The sequence below is a fragment of the Arthrobacter sp. KBS0703 genome (assembly GCF_002008315.2).
GTDB lineage: Bacteria > Actinomycetota > Actinomycetes > Actinomycetales > Micrococcaceae > Arthrobacter.
Window position 1 is genome coordinate 3692822 of record NZ_MVDG02000001.1, and the last position, 21421, is coordinate 3714242.

Genomic DNA, 21421 nt, shown 5'->3' on the forward strand with positions numbered 1-21421 from the left:
CGCCGCTGCAGACTCCAACAGTGTAAGGGCCGGACTCATTCCCGTACATGGGGAGAAGCTGTGGTGCTAGGAACTGAGCGGCACGTTGTCGATGAGCCGCACTGCACCCACCTTTGCCGCAACGATCGCCAGCCCCTCACCGCGGAACGGGGTCTCGCGGCAGTTCTCGGCCAGCGGCTCCAGCGTTCCGGGATCCACCACATCCAGGTAGTCCAGCTCAACCAGCCGCTGGGATTCGATGAGCGCCCGGGCCGAGTCCACATCCAGGGCCTCGTTCGCGTTGGCCCGGTCCTCGATGAGCCGCAGCGAACGCGACAGCACCAGGGCGGCTTGGCGTTCCTCGTCCGAGAGGAAGCGGTTGCGGCTGGACAGCGCCAGTCCGTCATCTGAGCGCACCGTGGGCACGCCGACGATCTCGACGGGAAAGTTCAGATCAGCCACCATCCGCTTAACCAGGACAAGCTGTTGGGCGTCCTTCTGCCCGAAGTAGGCCCGGTAACCCGGCAGGCCTCCTGCCGCGCCGGTGACGAACGCACCGTTCCCGGGGAGTCCGGTGCCGGGGATGCCCAAATGGAGCAGCTTCGCCACCACGGTGAGGGCGCCGTCGAAATGCCCCGGACGGGACGCGCCTTCCCATTTGTCGCCCAGCGCGCCGGCGGTGATCCGGACCATCGGCCTGCCGCCGGGGTACATTTCCTCCACAGACGGGGCGAACACCAGGTCAACGCCCTGTTCCTCGAGCAGGGCCATGTCGGCCTCGAGCGTCCGCGGATACCGCTCCAGATCCGCGGCCTCGCCGAACTGCAGCGGGTTCACGAAGATGGACGCCACCACAACGTCGTTCTGCTCGACAGCGGCCCGCGCCAGCCGCGCGTGTCCCTCGTGCAGGGCACCCATGGTGGGTACCAGGCCCAGGGAGGAGCCGTGTTTCTGGGTCAGGAGCAAGCGGCTCTGGGCACGGAGCGACGCTCCTGTGGTCACTAGTCGGATTCCCATATCAGTTTCCTCCCGGGGCCTGTGGGCCGTCGTCATCTGTGCTGGCGAGGGCGTTGCGGATGCCCTCCAGCTGGTCCGGTTTCAGCAGCCCCCGCCCTTCAGCGCGCCGCGCTGTTGCCCGCGCCATGGCCAGGTACGCCTCGAGGATGTCGCCGCCGGCACCGGCGTCGTGCTCCCGGAGCGCCAGCGCATGAGCGGCCACGGTCCCCGCGTCACCGCGGGCCACGGGGCCGGTGAGCGCGGACTCGCCGGAAGCGAGCGCGTTCTCCAAGGTGGCCCGCAGCAGCGGCCCCAGCATGCGTTCCGGCGCGTCCACGCCCACTTCGCTGAGCAGTTGGGACGCCTGCGCCACGAGCGTGACCAGGTGGTTGGAACCGTGCGCGAGGGCAGCATGGTAAATGACGCGGTCGCCCTCCGCGATGACCACGGGTTCCGCGCCCATCTCCACCACAAGGGCCTGCGCGATGGGCAGCATGGCGGCGTCCGCGGTGACGCCGAACGTGCAGTCCAGGATCCGGGTCAGGTCCAGGCTCATGCCGGTGAAGGTCATGGCCGGATGCAACGCCAGCGGCACGGCCCCGGAGGCTCGCACGGGATGGAGGCTGTCTCTTATACACATCTAGACGCGTATAAGAGACGGCCGGACGTGTGTGCCACCAGCTGTCCCGGCTGCCAGGCGCCGAGTTTGGCCAGCCCCGCCACGAGTCCTTCGAGGGCGTCGTCCGGCACGGCCAGCAGCACCAGCTCCGAGCGCTCCACGATGTCCTGGACGTCAAGCACGGGGACTCCGGGGAGCAGCGTTTCGGCCCGCTCGCGGCTTGCGTCCGAGACGGCGGAAACCCCGACGACGGCGTGTTCGGCCGCGCGCAGGGCTGCGCCCAGGACCGCGCCGACCTTGCCGGCCCCGATGATTCCGACGCCGAGGCGTCCGGGCTTAGCCACGTTGCGGGCCTTCCTGTTGAGTTGGACTGGACGCCCGGTGCGAAACCCGCTGATCGGGCTCGTCGGGAACCGCGGTTTCGACAGGCTCAACCAGCGCGGCAGGCGCAACCAGCGTGGCCACCTGCGCGAGCCAGTGTTCGCTGGTCTGCCGTTTGCGGGCGGCGCGGGCGCGGGCCGCCTGGTCATCGAAGAGCGCCAGGGCCTCCCCGACGTCCGCCTGGATGACGCGCGGCGCCACCGGCCCGGCCGTGGTGTGCAGCACGAGGTCGGCCAGCCCGAATCTGCGCGCCAGCGGTCCCTGGTGCAGCGCCATCGACTGGGTGCGCTGGTGCGGCACCACCACGAGCTGGCGCCACCAGCGTCCCGATCGCATCAGCAGGGCGGTATCGGTCGCGGCGAAGCCGTTGCGCCGCCAGCCGAGCGGCGCCAGGGGCGGGCCCGGCGCGGCGTGGTGACAAAACCGCCGTCGGAATCCAGGCCGTACAGCCCGGCCCGGAAAACGCGCAGGGGGTCGGCGGTACCCGGATCCGGCAGAACCAGGGCCAGCATGTTCAGGACGTCACCGATTTTCCCCACCGGCAGCAGGGTGGTGCGGGAGCCCGCCTCGCCGTTGCTGCCGGCGGCCCCGTACCCGGCGACGTTGACCTGCATCCGGTACCAGCCAAAGATCCGCCACAGCGGCGGCTGCGACACCCTCAGCGCCTGGATCCTGCCCGGCGGAAGGGTCTGCGCCTGCGTGTCCAGCAGCCCGTAGCGGAGCCTGATGCCGTCCGGGGAGATGGCCGCCGTGAAGTTGTAGCCCCTGTGGAACGACGCCCAGTACGCGGCAAACAAGCCGAGCGCCGCGGGGATCAGGTACAGGAAGAACGCCCGGTTTTCGGTGACCGCGGACAGCACCACGGAGGCCACGCCGCCCAGCACGATGAAGACGCTCTGCTCGCTGAGCAGCAGCGAACCGATCAGGCGCGACGGCGGGACCTGCAGGACCTGCTGCTCGGGCGCCTCGGGCGCGGCTGCTTCAGGACGCCCGGGATCGAGTTCAACTCCCGATGCGCGGGCCAGGATGGTGGCCCGCAGCTGCCGGGCATCGTCGATCCGCAGGTACGCGAGCCTGACCGCTGACTCGCCGGCGTCCGCCACCTCGAATTTCAGTTCTGCCAGCCCGAAGATCCTCGCCAGCAGGGGCTGCACGATATCGATCGCCTGGACCCGGTCCAGCCGGGCCTGCCGCTGCTGCTTGAACAGGAAGCCGGTGTTGACACGTACGTAGCCTCCCGCCACCTGGTACCGGGTGAAATACCAGGACAGGATGAACCCGAGAACTGCCAGAACCAGGACAAGGGCCCCGCCGGCCAGCAGCCACGGCGCCCGTCCGGCAATCCGGCCGTCCATTAGCGGCTCACCCTGGAGCATTCTTTCGAAGGTGTCACGCCCGAAGAAGTACCCGATCGCGGCCAGCGCCACCCAGCCCCGCACGAACGGCGAGGCCGGATGCACCCGCAGCCACTCGCCGTCGTACTCTTCTCCGGGAACAGCCATGGGACCGCCGGCGGTCACAGCCCGGCCAGCCTGGCTTCACCGCGCGCTGAGAGCTGTTCGCGCAGGCGTGCACCTTCCTCGGCAGGCAGCCCGGCGATCGAGGCGTTGGTTGAGGCTGACGCCGTGTGCAGCTTTAGCGTGCACAGCCCCAGCCGCCGCTCCACCGGACCCACGCTGATGTCCACGTACTGCATGCGTCCGTACGGGACCACCATGACGCGCTGGAAGAAGATGCCGCCGCGGATCAGGAGGTCGTCGTCGCGCTCCGCATAGCCGATGGCGCGCACCTGGCGCGGAATCAGGAGCAGGCGCCACAGTGCGAGCACCAGCATGAACGCGGGCACGGCGACGGCCAGCCAGAGGGGCGGCCACCTCCACCAGCCGAGGCGGGTGAAGAGCAGGGGCAGGCTCAGCACGGCAATAACGATCAGGTTGCCGAGGGCCCACTCGACCAGGCGGACCGTGACGTATTTGGGGGAAACGCGGAGCCACGTGATTCCCGGCGGATCAATCGCCGCGGTATGCATACTCGCCTTCCCCTTTTGCCTTGCCGCGGTGGCCCTGGCCGGGCAGGCCCTGCGTCGAATCGGTGTCGCCGTCTTCGGGCGGGATCTTGCAGAAACGTTCGACGACGAGCCCCACCACCACCATGACCAGGCCGCCGCCCGCCATGCCAAAGGCAAGCCAGGTGATGTCCAGGGTGCTGCGCAGGCTCCAGATCCGCAACTGGTCCACGAAAATACCGACGTGCCAGCCCAGCAGGACGGATCCCGCGTACGCGCAGGCCTGCGCGAGCACGAGGGTCCTCGCGGCGAGGATCGGATTGAGCGGGGTCTTCTTCTTGGCACTGTTGCGCCAGCGCAGGACCCTGATGCCCAGGACCAGGGTGAGGGCGACAATCACGCCCATCGTGACGAAAGCGGTGGCCGGCAACACCGGGGTGGCCATGCCGTACCGGCTCGTCAGGACGGCGGCGGACCAGCCCGCAACGGCCACGGCCAGGCCGACCACGGCAAGCAGGAGCGGGTTCATGGGCTTCACGGCCTTACACCGCCCCCGCTGTGGGCACGCCGTCGAAGTCCCCGAACCCGTCGAACGGGGTGAGGTCACGGTAGTCGGCGGCCTGGGCCGCCAGTTCGCCTATGCGCACGCCGTTCAGGGTGGCCGACGGTTCGATCACGGACCAGGGGTAGAGCACGAACGCCCGCTCCGCCGCGCGGGGATGCGGGAGGGTGAGCACGGGATCGGAGCTTTCCAGATCCCCGTACACGATGATGTCGACGTCGAGCGTCCGCGGCCCCCAGTGCACCTCGCGGACCCGGTGGTGCTTGTTTTCGACCGACTGGCAGTGCTTGAGCAGCTCCAGCGGCGCGAGGGACGTCTCCACGGAGATCACCATGTTCAGGAAGTCCGGCTGGCCGGCAGGTCCGCCCACGGCCTTGGTCTGCACCACCGGTGACACCGCGAGGAGCCGGACTTCGGGCCGGTCGACGAGGTCCGCCACGGCTTCGGTCAGCGTGTCGTTCCGCTCTCCAAGGTTGCTGCCCAGGGCGAGTACCGCCCGGGTGTACTGGGTGATCATGGCCGCTCCCGGTAGACACTGACGGCGACGTCCCCGAACGGGACCTCGATGGGGGCCTTTGGTTTGTGCACCGTGATCTCCACGGCGTCGATCTTGAATTCGTTGAGCAGGCCGTCGGCCATGCGCACGGCCAGGGCCTCAATCAGGTTGAGGGGCTCACCGGTGATCCAGTCCGTGATCCGGCCTGCCACCTCGCCGTAGTGGGCGGTGTCCCGGACATCGTCCGACGCCGCAGCCCGGCTGAAATCCAGGTGCAGCACGGCGTCCACAACAAACGGCTGGCCCTCGCGGCGTTCGAAGTCGAACACGCCGTGGTAGCCGGTGGCCGTGACACCGCTCAGTGAGATCCTGTCCATCGTGCCCGCCTGCTTAGTGGCCGGGACCGGGGGCCATGCGGGCCGCGACCTTGACTGCGTCCAGGCTGGATCCGACGTCGTGCACGCGGACAGCCCACGCCCCGCGGGCTGCGCTGATGGCCGTGATGGCTGCGGTGGCGGCGTCGCGCTCCTCCGGGAGCGCAGCCTTGCCGGACACGGTGAGGAGGGTGCCGAGGAACCGCTTGCGGGAGGCGCCCACGAGGACCTTGTGCCCCATCTCCTCCAGCCGCCCGAGGTTTCCGAGGAGCTCCCAGTTCTGCTCGTCCGTCTTGGAGAAGCCGATGCCCGGGTCAATGATGATCTGCTCGGGCAGCACGCCGGCCGCGTAGAGCTTGTCCCGGACGCCGTTGAGCTCGGAGACGACGTCGTTCGCGACGTCGTCGTAGTCCGTCAGGGACGTCATGGTCTTCGCATCGCCGCGGCGGTGCGTCAGGACGTACGGCGCCTTGCGCGCGGCCACGAGCTCGGCCATTCCCGGTTCGATGCTGAGGCCTGAGATGTCGTTGATGATCGTGGCCCCGGCGTCGAGCGCGGCTTCCGCCGTGGACGTGTGGGTGGTGTCGATGCTGACCAGCGCTCCGGCCTTGACCAGGGCCTCAATGACCGGCAGGACCCGCCGCTGCTCCTCCTCGGGGCTGACTTCCTCCGCACCCGGGCGCGTTGATTCACCGCCGACGTCGACGATGTCGGCTCCCGCGTAGAACATCCGCAGGCCGGCGGCGATGGCGGTGTCCGGCGTCGGGTGCTTGCCGCCGTCGCTGAAGGAGTCCGGGGTGACGTTCAGGATGCCCATTACCAGCGTGCGGCCGGTGGGCAGGTCTTCGAATTTGGCTGCCGGCCGCGGTTTGCGCAGGACGGGCAGGGGTGATGTGGCGGGTCCGGTTCCAGGTGCTGCAGCTAGGGAATCCATAGTCTGTTTATTACCTTCCGAGTATGAGGCTCATGGCTTCGGCACGGGTCGCCGGGTCATGAAGTTGCCCGCGGACCGCGCTTGTGACGGTTTTGGCCCCGGGCTTGCGGATGCCGCGCATGGACATGCACATGTGTTCGCATTCCACCACCACGATGGCTCCGCGCGGCTTGAGGTGCGTGACCAATGCTTCGACGATCTGCGTGGTGAGGCGTTCCTGCACCTGCGGCCGGCGGGCGAATATATCCACCAGCCGTGCGAGTTTGCTCAGTCCCGTGACCTTGCCTTCGTGGGAAGGGATGTAGCCCACATGCGCCACCCCGTGGAACGGAACCAGGTGGTGTTCGCAGGTGGAGTAGAACGGGATGTCCTTCACCAGCACCAGCTCCTCGTGGTCGAGGTCGAAGGTGGTGGAGAGGACGCTTGCCGGATCCTGGTGCAGGCCGGCGAAGACCTCGGCATAGGCCTTGGCCACGCGGCGCGGGGTGTCATGCAGGCCGCCGCGGTCCGGATCCTCGCCGATGGCCAGCAGGATTTCCCGCACCGCCGCTTCAATTCGCGGCCTGTCCACCTTGTGGTGCCGGCCGGATCCGCCCTCCGCCGAGTGGTCGGCGGAGGCGGAAAGGTCGTCGTCGTCGAAGTGAGTCACACCAAAGAGCTTAGCCGTGGTGGCCGCCCGGACCGGCCTCCGTTACTCCACCCTGGAAGGTGGCGTCTTCGGGAACGCCCTGCGGATGCGGCGGAATGGCGTCCAGCGGTTCCTCCAGCCGGGCTTCCTTGGCTTCCTCCTGGGCCTCGCGCTCGGCCTTCTCCTGCCGCGATTCCACCGGTCCGGCGGACTGGACGGGACGGGTTTCCTTGGACAGCCACACTTCGCGGAAGTCGCGCTTGCGGATGTCGCGGAAGACGTGCGCGATCTCAGCCTGGTTCAGGGTCTCGCGCTCGAGCAGCTCGAGCGCCAGCTGGTCCAGGACGTCGCGGTTTTCGGTGAGGATGGCGTAGGCCTCGTCATGCGCCTGGTCAATCAGGCGGCGGACTTCCTCATCCACGATGTAGGCAATCTGGTCCGAGTAGTTGCGTTCGTGGCTGGCGTCCCGGCCAAGGAACGGCTCGCCGCCGCCCTGGCCAAGGCGGACCGCACCCACGCGCTCGCTCATGCCATACTGCGTGACCATCTGGCGGGCCGTGGACGTGGCCTTCTCGATGTCGTTCGAGGCGCCGGTGGACGGATCGTGAAAGACGATCTCCTCCGCGACGCGGCCGCCCATGGCGTAGGCCATCTGGTCGAGCAGCTCGTTGCGGGTGATGGAGTACTTGTCGTTCTCCGGCACAACCATGGTGTAGCCCAGGGCGCGGCCGCGGGGCAGGATGGTGATCTTGGTGACCGGCGCGGAGTTGCGCAGTGCCGCGGCAACCAGCGCGTGGCCGCCTTCGTGGTAGGCCGTGATCTTGCGCTCGTGTTCCTTCATGACCCGGCTGCGCTTCTGCGGTCCGGCCATGACGCGGTCAATGGCCTCGTCCAGCGCGCGGTCGTCGATCAGGTTGGCGTTGGAGCGGGCGGTCAGCAGCGCCGCCTCGTTGAGCACGTTGGCCAGGTCCGCACCCGTGTAGCCGGGCGTCTTCTTGGCCACTGCCTTGAGGTCCACGTCCGGCGCCATGGGCTTGCCCTTGGAATGGACGTTGAGGATCTGGTCGCGGCCGACGAGGTCCGGGGCTTCAACGGAAATCTGCCGGTCGAAGCGACCGGGGCGGAGCAGCGCCGGGTCCAGCACGTCGGGGCGGTTGGTGGCGGCGATGAGGATGACGTTGGTTTTGACGTCGAAACCGTCCATTTCAACCAGGAGCTGGTTGAGGGTCTGCTCGCGTTCGTCGTTGCCGCCGCCGATGCCAGCACCGCGGTGGCGGCCGACGGCATCGATCTCGTCCACGAAGATGATGGCGGGCGCGTTGGACTTGGCCTGCTCGAAGAGGTCGCGGACGCGGGAAGCGCCAACACCGACGAACATTTCAACGAAGTCCGAGCCCGAGATGGAGAAGAACGGCACGCCGGCCTCGCCTGCGACGGCGCGCGCCAAGAGGGTCTTGCCGGTGCCCGGAGGACCGTACAGCAGCACGCCCTTAGGGATCTTGGCGCCCACGGCCTGGAACTTGGCAGGTTCGGCAAGGAATTCCTTGATTTCCTGGAGCTCCTCAACGGCTTCGTCGGCACCTGCAACGTCCGCAAAGGTCACCTGCGGCATGTCCTTATTGACCATCTTGGCCTTGGACTTGCCGAACTGCATGACCTTCGAGCCGCCGCCCTGCATGCGGGAGAGCAGGAACCAGAACAGGACGCCGAGCAGCAGTACCGGGATCAGCAGCGAGAACAGGCCTGACAGCCAGTTGCTCTCCACCGGCTGGTCCGTGTAGCCCTTGGAGGGGTTCGAGTCGGTCACGGCTTTGACGACGTCCGGCCCGCGGTCGTTGACGAAGAAGAACTGGACGTTTTTGCCCTTGTCCTGTCCGTCGATGACCAGGTTGTCCTTCAGGACGAGGTCCACGCGGTTCTCGCCGTCAAAGATCTTGGCTTGTTCCACTTTGCCGCTCTGGGCAAGAAGCTCAAGGCCCGGCTGGGTGTCGATCCGTGTCGCACCGCCCGGAGCCAACGTAGCAAAGGCGAGCAGGAGCATGCCGACCACAACAATGATCCAGATGCCCGGGCCTTTGAAGAAACTCTTAGCTTTCATCTGTTCGGGGGCTGGCCCCGTCCCTCCTGGTAGTGCTGCACGGCGCGTGGACTGCGCGCGTGTGGTGCTGCTTCGCTTCTAGCTATACACCGTCCGGAGTAAATCACGCACGGTGTAGGGCAAAAGTTCCCTCTGGGCGTAGCAGGGTGCGACCGGGCTAGGCCCGCGGGCACGGCCGGCTTCGCGTGGGGCGGTGCGCTTGGCCCCCCCGCTTGCGGCATTTCTGCACCACTTCCACGGGCGCCAGGATCAGGATGCCGCTGATTTGCTGGGCCCGGACCGTCCCCGGCCGCCAAAGAGGTGCAGAAATGCCGGATGATCACGCCGCCACTCCCCCTCCACAGCCCAGGAACGGACCGGATTGTCCACATAGCCAGCCCGGCACCTGCAGCAACTCCAAGGCGCGGTGCGGGCTGAACAGCATGCTTCCCGCGGATTTCCTCACCCGGCAGGGCGGAGTGACCAGGCTCGCGCACCTCCGAAAGGCGGGCTTCACGCGGGGTCAGATCGACCATGCCGTGAACTGCGGCCTGATGCTCAAGCACCGGCACGGGGTCTACCGCCTGCCCCAGGCCGATCCGGACTTCGTCCGCGCATATGAGCTCAACGCCGCTGTCACGTGTGTCTCGGCCGCGGGCCATTACGCACTGTGGACCATCCGAACACCGGACCGTCCGCACCTGGCGGCCTCGCATCGCAGGCTCCCCGCCGGCCATCCAGCCCACAGGATCAGCGGAAATGTCTCGACGCTGCTTCCTCCGATCCTGCCTTTAAAGGACGTCCTGGTTCACTCCCTCCAATGCCTACCTGAGCTGGAGGCCCTGGTGATGGTGGAATGCGCCTACAACCGCGGCGACACCGATCCGGATTTCCTGCGGCGGCTTCTCCCGGGCGCCCGCAACGGCCGGGCACGTGCGGTCCTGAGCCTGGTCGAACACGGGTCGGATTCGTTGCTTGAGACAGTCGCCCGCGTGCTGTTCCGGAGGCACGGCTTCGACGCCCGGACGCAGGTTTACCTCGACGGCATCGGCTACGTGGACTTCCTCATCAACGGCTGCCTCATTGTCGAGATCGACGGCGTGGGCTTCCACCTGAACAAGCCGCAGTTCAAGAAGGACATCAGGCGGAACAACGTCGGTGCAGCCACCGGCTACCGCGTCCTGAGATACCTGTACGAGGACGTGCTGCACCGCCCGGACGAGATGCTGGTACAGATTCGCCAGACCCTGGCCACGCCGCCACGTACCCCTCGCTAGCCCGGCCAACGTGCCCGGCCCGGCAGCCAGGGCCGGTCACTTACGCATTTTTGCACCCTATTAACCGGCTCACGCCGCCGTCGGCCCCTTGTTTCCAAGGTTCGACGGCGGCGTGGGCGCCCAAAGTGGAGCAGAAATGCGCGGTAAAACGGCTACAGGACCCGTTATTCGTAGACGTGCGGGGCCAGCGTGCCGACGAAGTCCAGGTTGCGGTACTTTTCGGCGTAGTCCAGGCCGTAGCCCACCACGAATTCATTGGGGATGTCGTAGCCGACGTACTTGACGTCGATCTGCACCTTCGCGGCCGTCGGCTTGCGGAAGGCCGTGCAGATTTCCACGGATGCGGTGCCGCGGGACTCGAGGTTGGTCTTCAACCAGGACAGCGTGAGGCCGGAATCGATGATGTCCTCGACAATGAGCACGTCCTTGCCCATGAGGTCGGTGTCGAGGTCCTTCAGGATGCGCACCACGCCGGAGGACTGCGTGCCGGAGCCGTAGGAGGAAACAGCCATCCAGTCCATGGAGATGTGGCTGTGCAGTGCACGTGCGAGGTCCGCCATGACCATGACCGCGCCCTTGAGCACGCCCACGATGAGGATTTCACGGCCTTCGTAGTCCTTGTCGATCTGCGCCGCGAGCTCGGTGATGCGCTGCTGGATCTGTTCCTTGGTGTAGAGAACGTGCTTGAGGTCTGCCTGGACGTCGGATGAATCCACCAATAGCTCCTGTGTAGATGCGGGGAAGTGTAGATGCGGGTGCGACTATTTTCGGATCGGTTTTCGAAGCCGGAATACAAGCTTCCCACAGCGTGCGCCCTCGCGGGGAACCCCGGCGCCGCTCTGCTCCCCGTCCGGTTCGCCTGCCAGCAGCTGGGCGAGCGACAGGCGGTAGACGCTCACTCCGCCGGGCAGCTCCACTGGCCCTGCCGAACCCTGCCGGCGGAGCAGCGCTTCCGCCGCCAGGAGCCGCTGGTAGCTGGGCTGCTGGCCGCCGACGTCGGCGGCGGCCTTGGCGATCACCCGGAACCTGATGGCCGGGGCCAGTTCGTTGAGGGCCGCCTCCGGCAGGCCGACATCGGGACCGGTGCGCTCTGCGAGCGAGGCATAGGTGTTATTGGCCACGTCCTCCAGATAGTCCGCGTCCAGCTGGAGGATGGCGGCGGTCCGGGCGAGGGACTCCGCGACGCCGGGGCCCAGCTTGTCCTCCAGCAGCGGCATGACTTCCACGCGGGTCCGGGAGCGGGCAAAAGCAGGATCCGCGTTGCTGGGATCGTGCCAGGGTTCGAGCTCCTCCGCCCGGCAAATCCCGACCGTGTCCGCGCGCCGGAGGCCCAGGAAAGGCCGGAGCAGCCTTCCGCGCACCGGACGCATGCCCGCCAGCGACCTCGTGCCGGAGCCGCGCGCGAGGCCGAGCAGCACCTGCTCCGCCTGATCATCAAGGGTGTGCCCCAGGAGAATCGCGTCCGCGCCCCACTCGGCCGCTGCCGCTTCAAGCGCGGCATGCCGTGCGTCCCGGGCTGCCGCCTCAGGGCCCACACCGCTGGTCGCTACGTCCACGGTGCGGATCTGCACCGGGCTGAGACCAAGCTCGCCTAGGGTCTTTGCCGTTCGGGCCGCGACGTCCGCGGAACCGGGCTGCAGTTGGTGGTCCACCACCACTGCCCCCACAGCTACCGGGTGGCCGTCCACGTGGCCGCGGCGGGCGAAGTAGGCAGCGACGGCGGCAAGGGCCAGCGAATCGGGGCCTCCGCTGCAGGCGACGAGGATCCGTTCCGGGTAACCGGCCTGGGAGAGCGCTTCCTGCAGCATCTTCCGCGCGGTGCCGAGGACGGGCGCCAGCCGGCCGGGCCGGCGCCGGCCCGTACTCGGGGCAGGGCCGCCGCCGTCGGAATCGGGCACTGAGGCCGTTGATGCGCCCTGCACGGAAACTAGAGCCCCATCCTGTCGATCCAGATCTTGGCGTCGTGGATCTCCGGCTCGGTGGGCAGGTTCTCCGCCGCTTCCCAGACCCGGTTGAAGCCTTCCATGCCGGCCACTTCCACCACGGCGCGGACAAACTTGGCGCCGTCGCTGTACTGCCTCATCTTGGCGTCGAGGCCCAGAAGGCTGCGGATGAATTTCTCAATGGCGCCCCTGTCCTTGCCGCGGGCGTTGAAACGCTGCCGGATGGTCTTCACGGAGGGCACGATGCTCTCATCCACGGCGTCCATCACCACGTTGGCGTGGCCTTCGAGCAGGCTCATCACGGCGGTGAGGTGGGACAGCGCGGCCTTCTCCTCGGGGTTCTGCAGCAGGTCCAGGATGGCGCCCCGGCCCGGCGTGGTGCCTGAGGCGGTGCGGTCCTTCAGCGACCGGGCGGCCGCCGACGCCCGTTCCATGAGGGAGTCGACGTTGCCCAGGAGGTGGCCGCTGAGGCTGTCGATCTCGTTGAGCATGTGGTGCCGGAGCCAGGGCGCCGCGGCGAACTGGACGCGGTGGGTCTGTTCGTGGAGGCACACCCAGAGCCGGAAATCCTCGGGGGACACGTTGAGCTCGCGCTCCACGGAGATAATGTTCGGGGCCACGAGCAGCAATCGCCCGCCCGAGGGCGCATGGGAACCTTCGGCGAGCGCGGCGAACGGATCGTACTGGCCCAGTACCTTGCTGGAAAGGAACGCCAGCACCGCGCCCAACTGGCTGCCGGTGATGGCTCCGCTGACGCTCGCCGCACCGGGGCTGATGTTCCCGCGCCGGTTCTCGAGCATCTTTTCGATGGCGGGCTTCAGCATGACAGCGAAGCTCTGGGTGTTGGCTTTTGCCCAGGAAGCGCGGTCCACCACCAGGACCGAGGAGTCGCGGAGATCGCGCGCGGCCTCCAGCCCGGTGATGTGGTGAACGTGGGGCACCGACGCATCGGCCAGGGCGCGCAACTGGTCTACGGCTTCGCCGATCTCCTTCGCGCTAAGCGAAGGGCCTGCCGGAGCAAGCCGTGCTGCTGCGGACGCGGCAAGCTCCCAGTTGATCAGGGCCTGGGCCGGTGCTGTTGTCTGGCCTGCGGTTGACTCCATACGCACCATCAGAACACACGCGCCCGGCAACGCGCCTTAAAGTTCGCTCACCGGCGAACAGTCGGCAGCCGGGCCCGGCGCCGGCAGGAAGCGGGCCTTGACCGTTAGTTGCAGCCGCAGGCGGCGAGCACCGTGGCCGAGGCGTCCAGGGCGGGTTTGTTGCCCTCCGCACCCGCAGTCAGGCCGTTGCCGATGAAGGAGAACACCAGAAGCCGGCCGTCCGCGTCCACCACGTAACCGCTGAGGGCAATGACGCTGTTCAGGGTTCCCGTTTTGGCCCGGACCAGCCCGGCGCCCTCGGCCGTGGACTCATCGATGTACCTGTCCCCGAGCGTCCCCGTCAGGCCGGCCACGGGGAAGCCTGCCAGCGCTGCCCTCAGGCGTGTATCCGGGCCGGTGGTGATGGCACGGACCACCTCCGAGAACTGCCGGGCGGAGACCTGGTTGTCCAGCGCCAGGCCGGATACATCCGCTGCCACCATGCCGCCCGTGGGGATGCCCAGGCCCGTGAGCTGGTTAAGGACCGCGGTCCTGGCGGAATCGCTGCTCCCCTGCTGGCCGGTGGCAACAGCCGACATCCGGCCGAGGGTTTCGGCGAGGTAATTGTCGGAAGTCTGGAGCATGAGGTCGACCTGCTGGCTGACGGTTGCCGACTGCACCTCCCCGAGCACGGCGGCATTTGCCGCCGTCTTCCCCTCAACACGTGCGACGGCGGGCGCCACCGTCACTCCCGCAGCCGCGACGGCCGCCCGGAGCCGGGCCGCGAAAGCCTCGCCCGCGGCAAGGGCGGAATCCTGGGGCCGCGGCCCCGTGGTCTCTGCGGGATCGAACCGCGCAGAGTTAAGCGCCAGCGGGAACAACGGGGCCATCTCCCCGGCTGCCACGTCCTCCGGGCTCCAGGCCGGGTTCAGCGAAGGCCCGGTGAAAAGTGAATCGTCAACGAGGACCTCCACCTTGCCGGTGAACCCGTCCTTGCGCAGCGACTCGGCGGTCAGGTTGGCCAAGGTGGCCAGCCCCGCATGGCCGAGCACCTTGTCCGCGGCGGATTCGCCCTCACCCAGCAGCACATCCCCGCCGCCCACCAGCACCACGGAGCGCGTCCCGGCGCGGGCTGCGCCCGGCGGTGACGCCTGCGGCTTCGCCGGGGAAACGGAAACGGCCTTGGTGCTGAACCGCGCCTCAGGGCCGATGGCCCGCAGGGCCGCCACTGCGGTGAGCAGCTTCATGTTCGACGCCGGGATCCTGTTGGCGGCACCGTTCCGGTCGAAGAGCACCTGGCCCGTGGCTGCGTCCTGGACCACGCCCGTGAACGTCCCGCCGCCGTCGGTCTTGAGGGCAGGGTCCAGCTTTGCCGCCACCTTCGCCGGGACGGGAACTGGCGCCGCGTTGCTGAGCGGCCCGATGCCCTGGGGGACGGACAGGCGTTCCGGCACGAGCTGCCATGCGGGGGTTTGGGCGGCGCCGGGGGCGGACTGGTCCGGGCCGGTCAGTGCGGGGGCAATGAGCATTCCGGCGGGCAGCGCCAGTGCGGCAAGCAGAAGCGTGAGCAGGGCCGTGGGCCAGGCCCGGATCAGCGTGTGGAGCCTTTCGCGGCTGCTTGCTGTGCCGGTGGTGCCACTCATGCTGCTGGTCCTCAAAGTTCTGAAATTACCCCACTAGTTCCTGAAACCTGGGCCTGTCGCTATATCCTCAATAGTAGTCGGCGGCACTGACACTCCTTTTCGCGTGCCGCGAACACCAAGCAATCGTCGAGGAGCATTCCATGAAGCATGACGTGACCATCGAGATCCCCAAGGGATCGCGCGTCAAGTACGAAGTCGACCACGAGACCGGCCGAGTCCGCCTGGACCGCGTCCTCTTCACTTCCATGCAGTACCCCACCCACTACGGATTCTTCGAGAACACCCTCGGCGAAGACGGCGACCCGCTGGACGCACTGGTGCTCCTGCAGGACTTCGATCTGCACCCGGGCGTCATCGTTGAGGCCCGCCCCATCGGCGTCTTCAACATGACCGACGACGGCGGCGGCGACGCCAAGGTCCTGTGCGTGCCGGCCGACCCCAGGTTCGACCACATCCAGGAAATCAGCGACGTCAGCGAGTTCCTGATCAAGGAAATCGAGCACTTCTTCACCCGTTACAAGGACCTGGAACCCGGCAAGTGGGTCAAGGCCGAGGGCTGGGCCGACCGCGCCGCTGCCGAAGCCGAACTCGAGGCTTCCATCAAGCGTTACGTGCCCGCAGCACACTAATCCCCACCGTCTTCCTGACGGCGTGGTCCCAGTACCCGCTTTAACCTACGACGGCGGCAGGTGCGGTTCCTTGTGAACCGCACCTGCCGCCGTCGCGTTTTTCCGGACCACTTTCCGGCCCCTCCCCAGCGCCCCCCGCGGGCCGAAGTGAGCTGCGTAACGTCCCACGCCAGGAGATCTTGCCTCCCGGCAGCCACCGGGTAGTCTGATTTCCACCATGTTCACGCTGACTATCAACCAAACAGACAGCCGGCGCGACGGCGACCGGGTTCCGCAGCTCCTCAAGGACCTCCGGCACATTCCTGCGCGTCTTGACTTCGACCGCTCCGTGGAGGACGAAGTCCAAGGGATCCTGGACTGTGCCCACCAGACTGTGGAAGCCGCCATGATCGCACTGCGGTGCGGCAGCTGGTTCGTGGGGATCGGGGTCGGCCCCGTGAACGAGCCGCTGCCGAACCAGATCAAAGACGCCTCCGGGCACGGGCTGGTCTACGCACGCCGGGCCGTGGACCGGCTCCGCTACGGCAAAGAGCGCATTCCGGTGGCCGTGGAGGGACCCCTGGCGGAAGTGGCAGCGGAATCCGAATCGGTGCTCCGGCTCCTGGGCCATATTGTCCGGGACAGGAGCGAGGCCGAATGGCGTGTCCTGGACCTGCTGACCCCCGGCGTTCGCGGGCAGCAGAAGGCCGTGGCAGCGGAACTGGGCATCACCTCCCAGGCCGTCAGCAAGGCCGTGGCGAGGTCACAGTGGAACGAGGAGCACGCCGCCCGGCCAGCCGCAGCCAGGCTGCTTTCCATGATCCTCGAGGTGCGGTAAGCGTTCCCGAGGACCGCCAAGGCCCCGTTACCCCGCCGGGCCCCTAACGCGGCAACGCCTGAGCAGCCCGGCGCTTACAGGAGTCCGCGCAGCACGTGCGCGGCGCCGTCGTCGTACACGGACTTGGTGACCTCATCCGCCGCGGCAACCACTTCCTCCGGGGCCTGGCCCATGGCGACGCCGCGGCCCGCCCACGTGAGCATTTCGATGTCGTTGCGGCCGTCGCCGATGGCAATGGTGCCGGACGCCTCCACGCCGAGCCTGCGGCGCAGGCTTTCAAGCGCACTGGCCTTCGTGACTCCCGCGGCGGCAATGTCCAGCCACGCGGTCCAGCCCACCGAGTAGGTGACGCCGGCAAGGCCGATGTGTTCGATGGCCTCGTTGAATTCCTCGGGCGTGTTTTCGGCGCTGAAGACCACGACGCGGACGGCCGTGGCCTCCAGCATGGTCTGGAAATCGACGCCGATGGCCTCCACACCGAAGCTCGCGTCCTGGAAGCGCTCGGTGGAGAGGAAGTTGCCGTTCTCGTCCTCGAGCGCGTACTTGGCTGACGGCAGGCGCTTGCGGAGGGCACGGAGCGCGGGGCCGGGATCGAACGTGGCCTTGTGGATAATTTCATAGCCGTCCGCCAGCTCGGGATCCAGGCGCAGGGTCACGCCGCCGTTGCAGCAGACGGCGTAGCCGCGGTCGATCCCGATCTGCTCAATGACGGGAAGGGTGGCGTTAAGGGACCGGCCCGTGGCGATCATGACGTCATGGCCGGCGGCTACCACGGCCTGGGCGGCTTCGCGGACGGGGGCGGACATGTGGCCGTCGTGGTCCACCAGGGTTCCGTCAACGTCCAGGGCGATCATCAGCTTCTGCTGTACTTCTTGCTGGTCTTCGATGCCAGCGGCTGAGTTTTCAGTCAATGTAGTCATGCCTCTTAGTAGAGCAGACACCCCTGACACCCGCTAGGACGCAGGCCACAGCACCGTGTGAACAGCAGGTAAATACTCACAGGTTTTCCCCGCTGTGAGTGTTTACCTGCCCCCGCGTTCGAAGGGGCGCACGCCTCGCGGCGCTGCCTGCAGAAACCGGCCTAGAGAACGGGGAGAACCTGGAGCCCGCCGATGTACTTCTGCAGGGCCGCCGGCACGTTGACGGAGCCGTCCGGGTTCTGGTGGTGTTCCAGGATGGCCACGATCCAGCGGGTGGTGGCCAGGGTGCCGTTGAGGGTGGCGACGGGACGGGTGCCCTTGGGTGTGCCGTCCTCGCTGAACACGCGTTCACGGATGTTCAGGCGGCGGGCCTGGAACGTGGTGCAGTTGGAGGTGGATGTCAGCTCGCGGTAGGCGCCCTGCGTGGGGACCCAGGCTTCGCAGTCATACTTGCGGGCCGCGGACATTCCGAGGTCGCCCGCGGCGGTGTCGATCACACGGTACGGCAGCTCGCACTTGGCCAGCATCTCCTCTTCCCAGGCCAGCAGGCGTTCGTGTTCCGCGGCGGCCTCTTCGGCAGTGGTGTAGATGAACATCTCCACCTTGTTGAACTGGTGCACGCGGATGATGCCGCGGGTGTCCTTGCCGTGCGAGCCGGCCTCGCGGCGGTAGCAGGAGCTCTGGCCGGCGAAGCGGATGGGTCCGGGCGTGAGATCCAGGATCTCGTCCGCGTGGTATCCGGCCAGGGGCACCTCGGAGGTTCCCACCAGGTAAAGGTCGTCCTCGGCGAGACGGTAGATCTCGGCGTCGTGCTTGACGTCAAAGCCGGTGCCCTGCATGGTCTCGGGACGGACCAGGGTGGGGGTGATCATGGGAACGAAGCCGGCCTCGATGGCCTGGTCCATGGCCATCTGCAGCAGGGCCATCTCGAGCCTTGCGCCCACGCCGCGGAGGAAGTAGAACCGTGAGCCGGAAACCTTGGCGCCGCGCTCCATGTCGATGGCGCCGATCAGTTCGCCGATCTCAAGGTGGTCCCGCGGTTCGAAGTCGGGGAATTCACGGGGCGTGCCGACGGTCCTGACCACAACGAAGTCGTCCTCGCCGCCTTCCGGCACGCCGTCCTCGATGAGGTTCGGAATGGTGCGGAGCAGCTCTTCCTGCTTGGCCTGCGCGGCATCGGCCTCCGCTGACGCGGCCTTGACAGCCCCGGCGAGCTCGCGGACCTCTGCCAGGAGCGCCTGCTTTTCCTCGCCCCTGGCCTGGGCCACCTTCTTGCCGAACACATTCTGTTCGGCGCGGAGGTTTTCGAAGCTGATCAGCGCGGCCCGGCGCGCGGAATCCGCGTCGATGATCGCGTCCACCAGGGTTTCGTCCGCGCCGCGGGCGCGCTGGCTGGCGCGGAACTTGTCCGGGTTGTCGCTGAGGTCTTTTACGTCGATCACCAGACAAGAGTATCGAATCCGGAGCGCTGTCCGGGCGGACGCCGCCGGCAACCCTCCCCGCAGCGGATGACCGGACTGGTTGCTGATCTGTGGGCGCCGCCGGGCGGGATAGTGTTGGAGCACCATGAGCGACCTGCTTCTCTACGTCCTGATCGCTGGGGCACTGGCGTTCGCCGTCTCCAGTTGGTGGGGCGTGCGCAAGCTCAAGGCAGCACACGCCCGCAGCGCCGTGCGGGAGAACGCCCACGAGCACGGCCTCGAACACCAGCGTGTTGCCGTGGTCCTGAACCCCGTCAAGGCCAAGTCCTCGGAAGCGCGCTCCACGATCCAGCGGGCCTGCCTGACGGCAGGCTGGGAGGCCCCGCGTTTCTTTGAAACGACGGCGGAGGACCCCGGCCATTCCCAGGTGCGGGCGGCGCTGGAATACGGGGCCGACGTCGTCCTGGTGGGCGGCGGCGACGGAACAGTACGCGTCGTGGCAGAGTCCCTCGCACACACGGGGGTGGCGATGGGCCTGATCCCGCTGGGCACGGGCAACCTCCTGGCGCGCAACGTCGACGTGGACGTCTATGACCTTTACGGCAGCGTCCAGACTGCCCTCTTTGGCCACCAGCGCTACATCGATACCGCGCGGATGCGGATTGAGAACTCGCAGACCGGCCACTCCTCAAACCACGCGTTCCTCGTGATTGCCGGGATCGGAATGGATGCCGAGGTGGTGGGCGACACGAACGCCGGGTTGAAGCGGGCCGTGGGCTGGCTCGCCTATACGGAGGCGGGCGTCCGCCACCTGCCCGGCCGTCGGAAGAAAGTGTCGATCTCACTGGACGACGAGCCCGAACAGGCCCGCAAGATCCGGAGCGTCCTCTTTGCCAACTGCGGGCTTGTTCCGGGAGGGATCGACCTCATCCCCCAGGCCATGATCGACGACGGCATGCTCGACGTGGTGGTCATGAGCCCCCGGAGCGCGGTCGGATGGCTGGCCATGTACGCGAAAATCCTCTTCAAGCACAAGCGGCACCTGCCCGTCATGAGCGTCTACCGGTCCGGCAAGGTGGTCATCAAGTGCCCGGAACCCATGCCCACGCAGCTCGACGGCGATACTTCCGGGGACGCCACAAAGGTCACCGTTCACGTGGAGCCCAGGTCGTTGCTGGTGCGGGTCAGGGAAGACACAGCCCGCCAGTAGCGATCAGTGGCGGGAACGGCGGGATCAGCCGTTGAGTACTGGCTGGATGGTCTGGACGGCGCAACGGCCCTGGACTGTGCAGGACGGAAGAGCCACCGCGGAATGGATGCCTAGGCGGTCTTGGCCGTACCGGGATGCTTGGCGGCGTCGGCGGCGGCCTTGGCGGCTGCGCGGGCCTCGGACTGCTCCCGGATCATGGCCTGTTCCTCTTCGAAGCGCAGGCGGTCCGCCCGGTCTGCATCGTCCCCGTCCCAGTCCTGGTTTTCGGAGGTCGGCTTGGGATTGACGATCATTCCCTGGCCGTCGTTGTCGGTGCTGGTTCCGTCTGACATGACCCGCTCCCTTCGTTGGGGCCACCCCCCTTGTTGATCAGGCAAGCATACGCACAGTAACAAGGGCAGGGAAGTGCCCCAACGGGCATTTGTCTACGCTGTGGGCGAAGCTTTGACCGTCATTCCGGTGCCGAGAGTTTCGCCTGCAAGTATCTCTCCGACCCAAGCATGCGCAGCACGGAATGCTTCGTCGGACGTGTGCGGCGGGACCACCGGGCTCTGCGCGTCCGCGCGGCCGTACGAGCCCAGGAAGCGTGTTGCCGGGCTGATGCGGTGCAGGCCGGCGAGGGCGTCGGCCACCCGGGCATCTGCCACGTGGCCGTCGGCGTCAATGCTGAAGAAGTAGTGGCCCAGGTACTGGCCTGTGGGCCGGGACTCGATCCGGCTCAGGTTGACGCCGCGGGTGGCGAACTGGTCCAGGATCTCCATAAGGGCACCCGGCCTGTCCTCGGGCAGCGGGACCACTACCGTCGTCTTATCCGCGCCGGTCCGGGCCGGCAGCACCCCCGGACGGCTGACCAGGACGAAGCGGGTCACCGCTCCGGGGTTGTCTCCGATGTTCTCTGCCAGCACATGGAGCCCCGGCTGTTCCGCGGCCACGATCGGCGCGCAGATGGCGGCATCGTAATGCGGGTTGTCCTCCAGCAGCCCCATTGCCGCGGCCGCCGTGGAGGACCCCGGAATGTATTCCGCTCCGGGAATATTGGCATCCACCCAGAGCCGGCACTGCGCCCACGCGTGGCCGTGCGTGGAGACCCTGCGGACCTGCGAGATTTCCACGCCGGGCCTGGCCACGAGCACAAAGCTGATGGGCACCAGGGCCTCCCGGATGATCCGGAGTTCCTGACCCGTGGCGATGGCATCCAGCGTGGCTGTCACCCCGCCTTCCACCGAGTTCTCAATGGGCACCATGGCGGCGTCCGCGGATCCGTCGCGGACCTTGTCCAGCGCGGTGTTGACGTTGGACGACGGGATGCGCACTGCCTCCGCAGCGTCCGGAACCTGCATGAGGGCCGCCTCCGTGAACGTGCCCTCAGGGCCAAGGAACGTATAGGTGGGGCGGGCGGCAGGCATGCGCATTCCTTTGGTGTTATGT

20 protein-coding genes and 2 pseudogenes are annotated in these 21421 nt (G+C 67.4%); 4 read left to right on the forward strand and 18 right to left on the reverse strand.

The features are described from left to right. Positions 1-66: 66 nt before the first annotated feature. From B1A87_RS17165 to ftsH, 10 genes and pseudogenes are all read right to left on the reverse strand, one after another. Entirely contained in the window at positions 67-996 is a 930-nt protein-coding gene (locus tag B1A87_RS17165; RefSeq protein WP_078027421.1) for a pantoate--beta-alanine ligase, read from the reverse strand. 1 nt (position 997) lies between these two features. Next, positions 998-1938 (reverse strand): annotated as a pseudogene (locus B1A87_RS17170) (Rossmann-like and DUF2520 domain-containing protein). Next, a pseudogene (locus B1A87_RS17175) lies at positions 1931-3477 on the reverse strand (PH domain-containing protein). The pseudogenes B1A87_RS17170 and B1A87_RS17175 overlap by 8 nt, the downstream one beginning before the upstream one ends. A 14-nt stretch (positions 3478-3491) precedes the next feature. After that, positions 3492-4004 carry a PH domain-containing protein gene (locus B1A87_RS17180; protein ID WP_078027423.1) on the reverse strand — a complete coding sequence of 171 codons (513 nt, stop codon included), beginning with the start codon at positions 4002-4004 and terminating at the stop codon, positions 3492-3494. Continuing rightward, positions 3985-4518 (reverse strand): DUF3180 domain-containing protein, encoded by a 534-nt coding sequence (locus tag B1A87_RS17185; protein ID WP_078027424.1) that lies wholly within the window; start codon positions 4516-4518, stop codon positions 3985-3987. Before B1A87_RS17185 ends, B1A87_RS17180 begins: the two co-directional genes overlap by 20 nt. A gap of 4 nt (positions 4519-4522) precedes the next feature. Then, positions 4523-5059, reverse strand: a complete 537-nt coding sequence (gene folK / locus B1A87_RS17190; RefSeq protein ID WP_078027425.1) for a 2-amino-4-hydroxy-6-hydroxymethyldihydropteridine diphosphokinase — start codon at positions 5057-5059, stop codon at positions 4523-4525. Then, positions 5056-5415: a dihydroneopterin aldolase gene (gene folB, locus B1A87_RS17195; RefSeq protein WP_078027426.1), complete on the reverse strand. Its 360-nt coding sequence runs from the start codon at positions 5413-5415 to the stop codon at positions 5056-5058. The genes folK and folB overlap by 4 nt, the downstream gene beginning before the upstream one ends. 13 nt (positions 5416-5428) lie before the next feature. Next, positions 5429-6346, reverse strand: a complete 918-nt coding sequence (folP, locus tag B1A87_RS17200) for a dihydropteroate synthase (RefSeq protein ID WP_078027427.1) — start codon at positions 6344-6346, stop codon at positions 5429-5431. 10 nt (positions 6347-6356) lie between these two features. Next, on the reverse strand, positions 6357-6995 hold the full coding sequence (gene folE, locus B1A87_RS17205) for a GTP cyclohydrolase I FolE (protein WP_078027428.1): 639 nt from the start codon (positions 6993-6995) through the stop codon (positions 6357-6359). A gap of 10 nt (positions 6996-7005) precedes the next feature. Further along, on the reverse strand, positions 7006-9072 hold the full coding sequence (gene ftsH, locus B1A87_RS17210) for an ATP-dependent zinc metalloprotease FtsH (RefSeq protein WP_078027429.1): 2067 nt from the start codon (positions 9070-9072) through the stop codon (positions 7006-7008). 422 nt (positions 9073-9494) lie between these two features. Here ftsH and B1A87_RS17215 point away from each other — a divergent pair, with 422 nt between their 5' ends. Beyond that, on the forward strand, positions 9495-10328 hold the full coding sequence (locus tag B1A87_RS17215; protein ID WP_078027430.1) for an endonuclease domain-containing protein: 834 nt from the start codon (positions 9495-9497) through the stop codon (positions 10326-10328). Positions 10329-10492: 164 nt separating this feature from the next. Here B1A87_RS17215 and hpt read toward each other — a convergent pair whose 3' ends face one another. The 4 genes from hpt to dacB form a co-directional block, all read right to left on the reverse strand. After that, positions 10493-11044, reverse strand: a complete 552-nt coding sequence (hpt, locus tag B1A87_RS17220) for a hypoxanthine phosphoribosyltransferase (RefSeq protein WP_078027431.1) — start codon at positions 11042-11044, stop codon at positions 10493-10495. A gap of 45 nt (positions 11045-11089) precedes the next feature. Continuing rightward, positions 11090-12136 carry a tRNA lysidine(34) synthetase TilS gene (tilS, locus tag B1A87_RS17225; protein WP_185982412.1) on the reverse strand — a complete coding sequence of 349 codons (1047 nt, stop codon included), beginning with the start codon at positions 12134-12136 and terminating at the stop codon, positions 11090-11092. Positions 12137-12255: 119 nt separating this feature from the next. Beyond that, positions 12256-13374: a zinc-dependent metalloprotease gene (locus tag B1A87_RS17230; RefSeq protein WP_078027432.1), complete on the reverse strand. Its 1119-nt coding sequence runs from the start codon at positions 13372-13374 to the stop codon at positions 12256-12258. A 104-nt stretch (positions 13375-13478) separates the two neighbouring features. Then, positions 13479-14996, reverse strand: coding sequence for a D-alanyl-D-alanine carboxypeptidase/D-alanyl-D-alanine-endopeptidase (gene dacB / locus B1A87_RS17235; protein WP_078027433.1), 1518 nt, complete (start codon positions 14994-14996; stop codon positions 13479-13481). A gap of 140 nt (positions 14997-15136) precedes the next feature. Between dacB and B1A87_RS17240 the strand changes: the two genes are divergently transcribed. Together B1A87_RS17240 and B1A87_RS17245 are read left to right on the forward strand one after the other, a co-directional pair. After that, positions 15137-15625, forward strand: a complete 489-nt coding sequence (locus tag B1A87_RS17240; protein ID WP_078027434.1) for an inorganic diphosphatase — start codon at positions 15137-15139, stop codon at positions 15623-15625. A gap of 217 nt (positions 15626-15842) precedes the next feature. Then, on the forward strand, positions 15843-16442 hold the full coding sequence (locus B1A87_RS17245) for a hypothetical protein (protein WP_078027435.1): 600 nt from the start codon (positions 15843-15845) through the stop codon (positions 16440-16442). Between the two features lie 74 nt (positions 16443-16516). On the opposite strand, the gene B1A87_RS17250 is transcribed toward B1A87_RS17245, so the two are convergent. Together B1A87_RS17250 and serS are read right to left on the reverse strand one after the other, a co-directional pair. Further along, positions 16517-17362, reverse strand: a complete 846-nt coding sequence (locus B1A87_RS17250; RefSeq protein ID WP_078027436.1) for an HAD family hydrolase — start codon at positions 17360-17362, stop codon at positions 16517-16519. A 161-nt stretch (positions 17363-17523) separates the two neighbouring features. Next, positions 17524-18804, reverse strand: coding sequence for a serine--tRNA ligase (gene serS, locus B1A87_RS17255; RefSeq protein ID WP_078027437.1), 1281 nt, complete (start codon positions 18802-18804; stop codon positions 17524-17526). 124 nt (positions 18805-18928) lie between these two features. On the opposite strand from serS, the gene B1A87_RS17260 reads away from it, so the two are divergent. After that, positions 18929-19993 carry a diacylglycerol kinase family protein gene (locus tag B1A87_RS17260; RefSeq protein ID WP_078027438.1) on the forward strand — a complete coding sequence of 355 codons (1065 nt, stop codon included), beginning with the start codon at positions 18929-18931 and terminating at the stop codon, positions 19991-19993. 110 nt (positions 19994-20103) lie between these two features. Here the strand turns inward: B1A87_RS17260 and B1A87_RS17265 are convergent, their stop codons facing one another. Together B1A87_RS17265 and pheA are read right to left on the reverse strand one after the other, a co-directional pair. Next, on the reverse strand, positions 20104-20325 hold the full coding sequence (locus tag B1A87_RS17265) for a hypothetical protein (protein ID WP_078027439.1): 222 nt from the start codon (positions 20323-20325) through the stop codon (positions 20104-20106). Between the two features lie 93 nt (positions 20326-20418). Continuing rightward, the gene (pheA, locus tag B1A87_RS17270) at positions 20419-21399 is read right to left on the reverse strand and encodes a prephenate dehydratase (RefSeq protein WP_078027440.1); all 981 of its coding nucleotides are present in this window, start codon (positions 21397-21399) and stop codon (positions 20419-20421) included. Between the last annotated feature and the right edge of the window lie 22 nt (positions 21400-21421).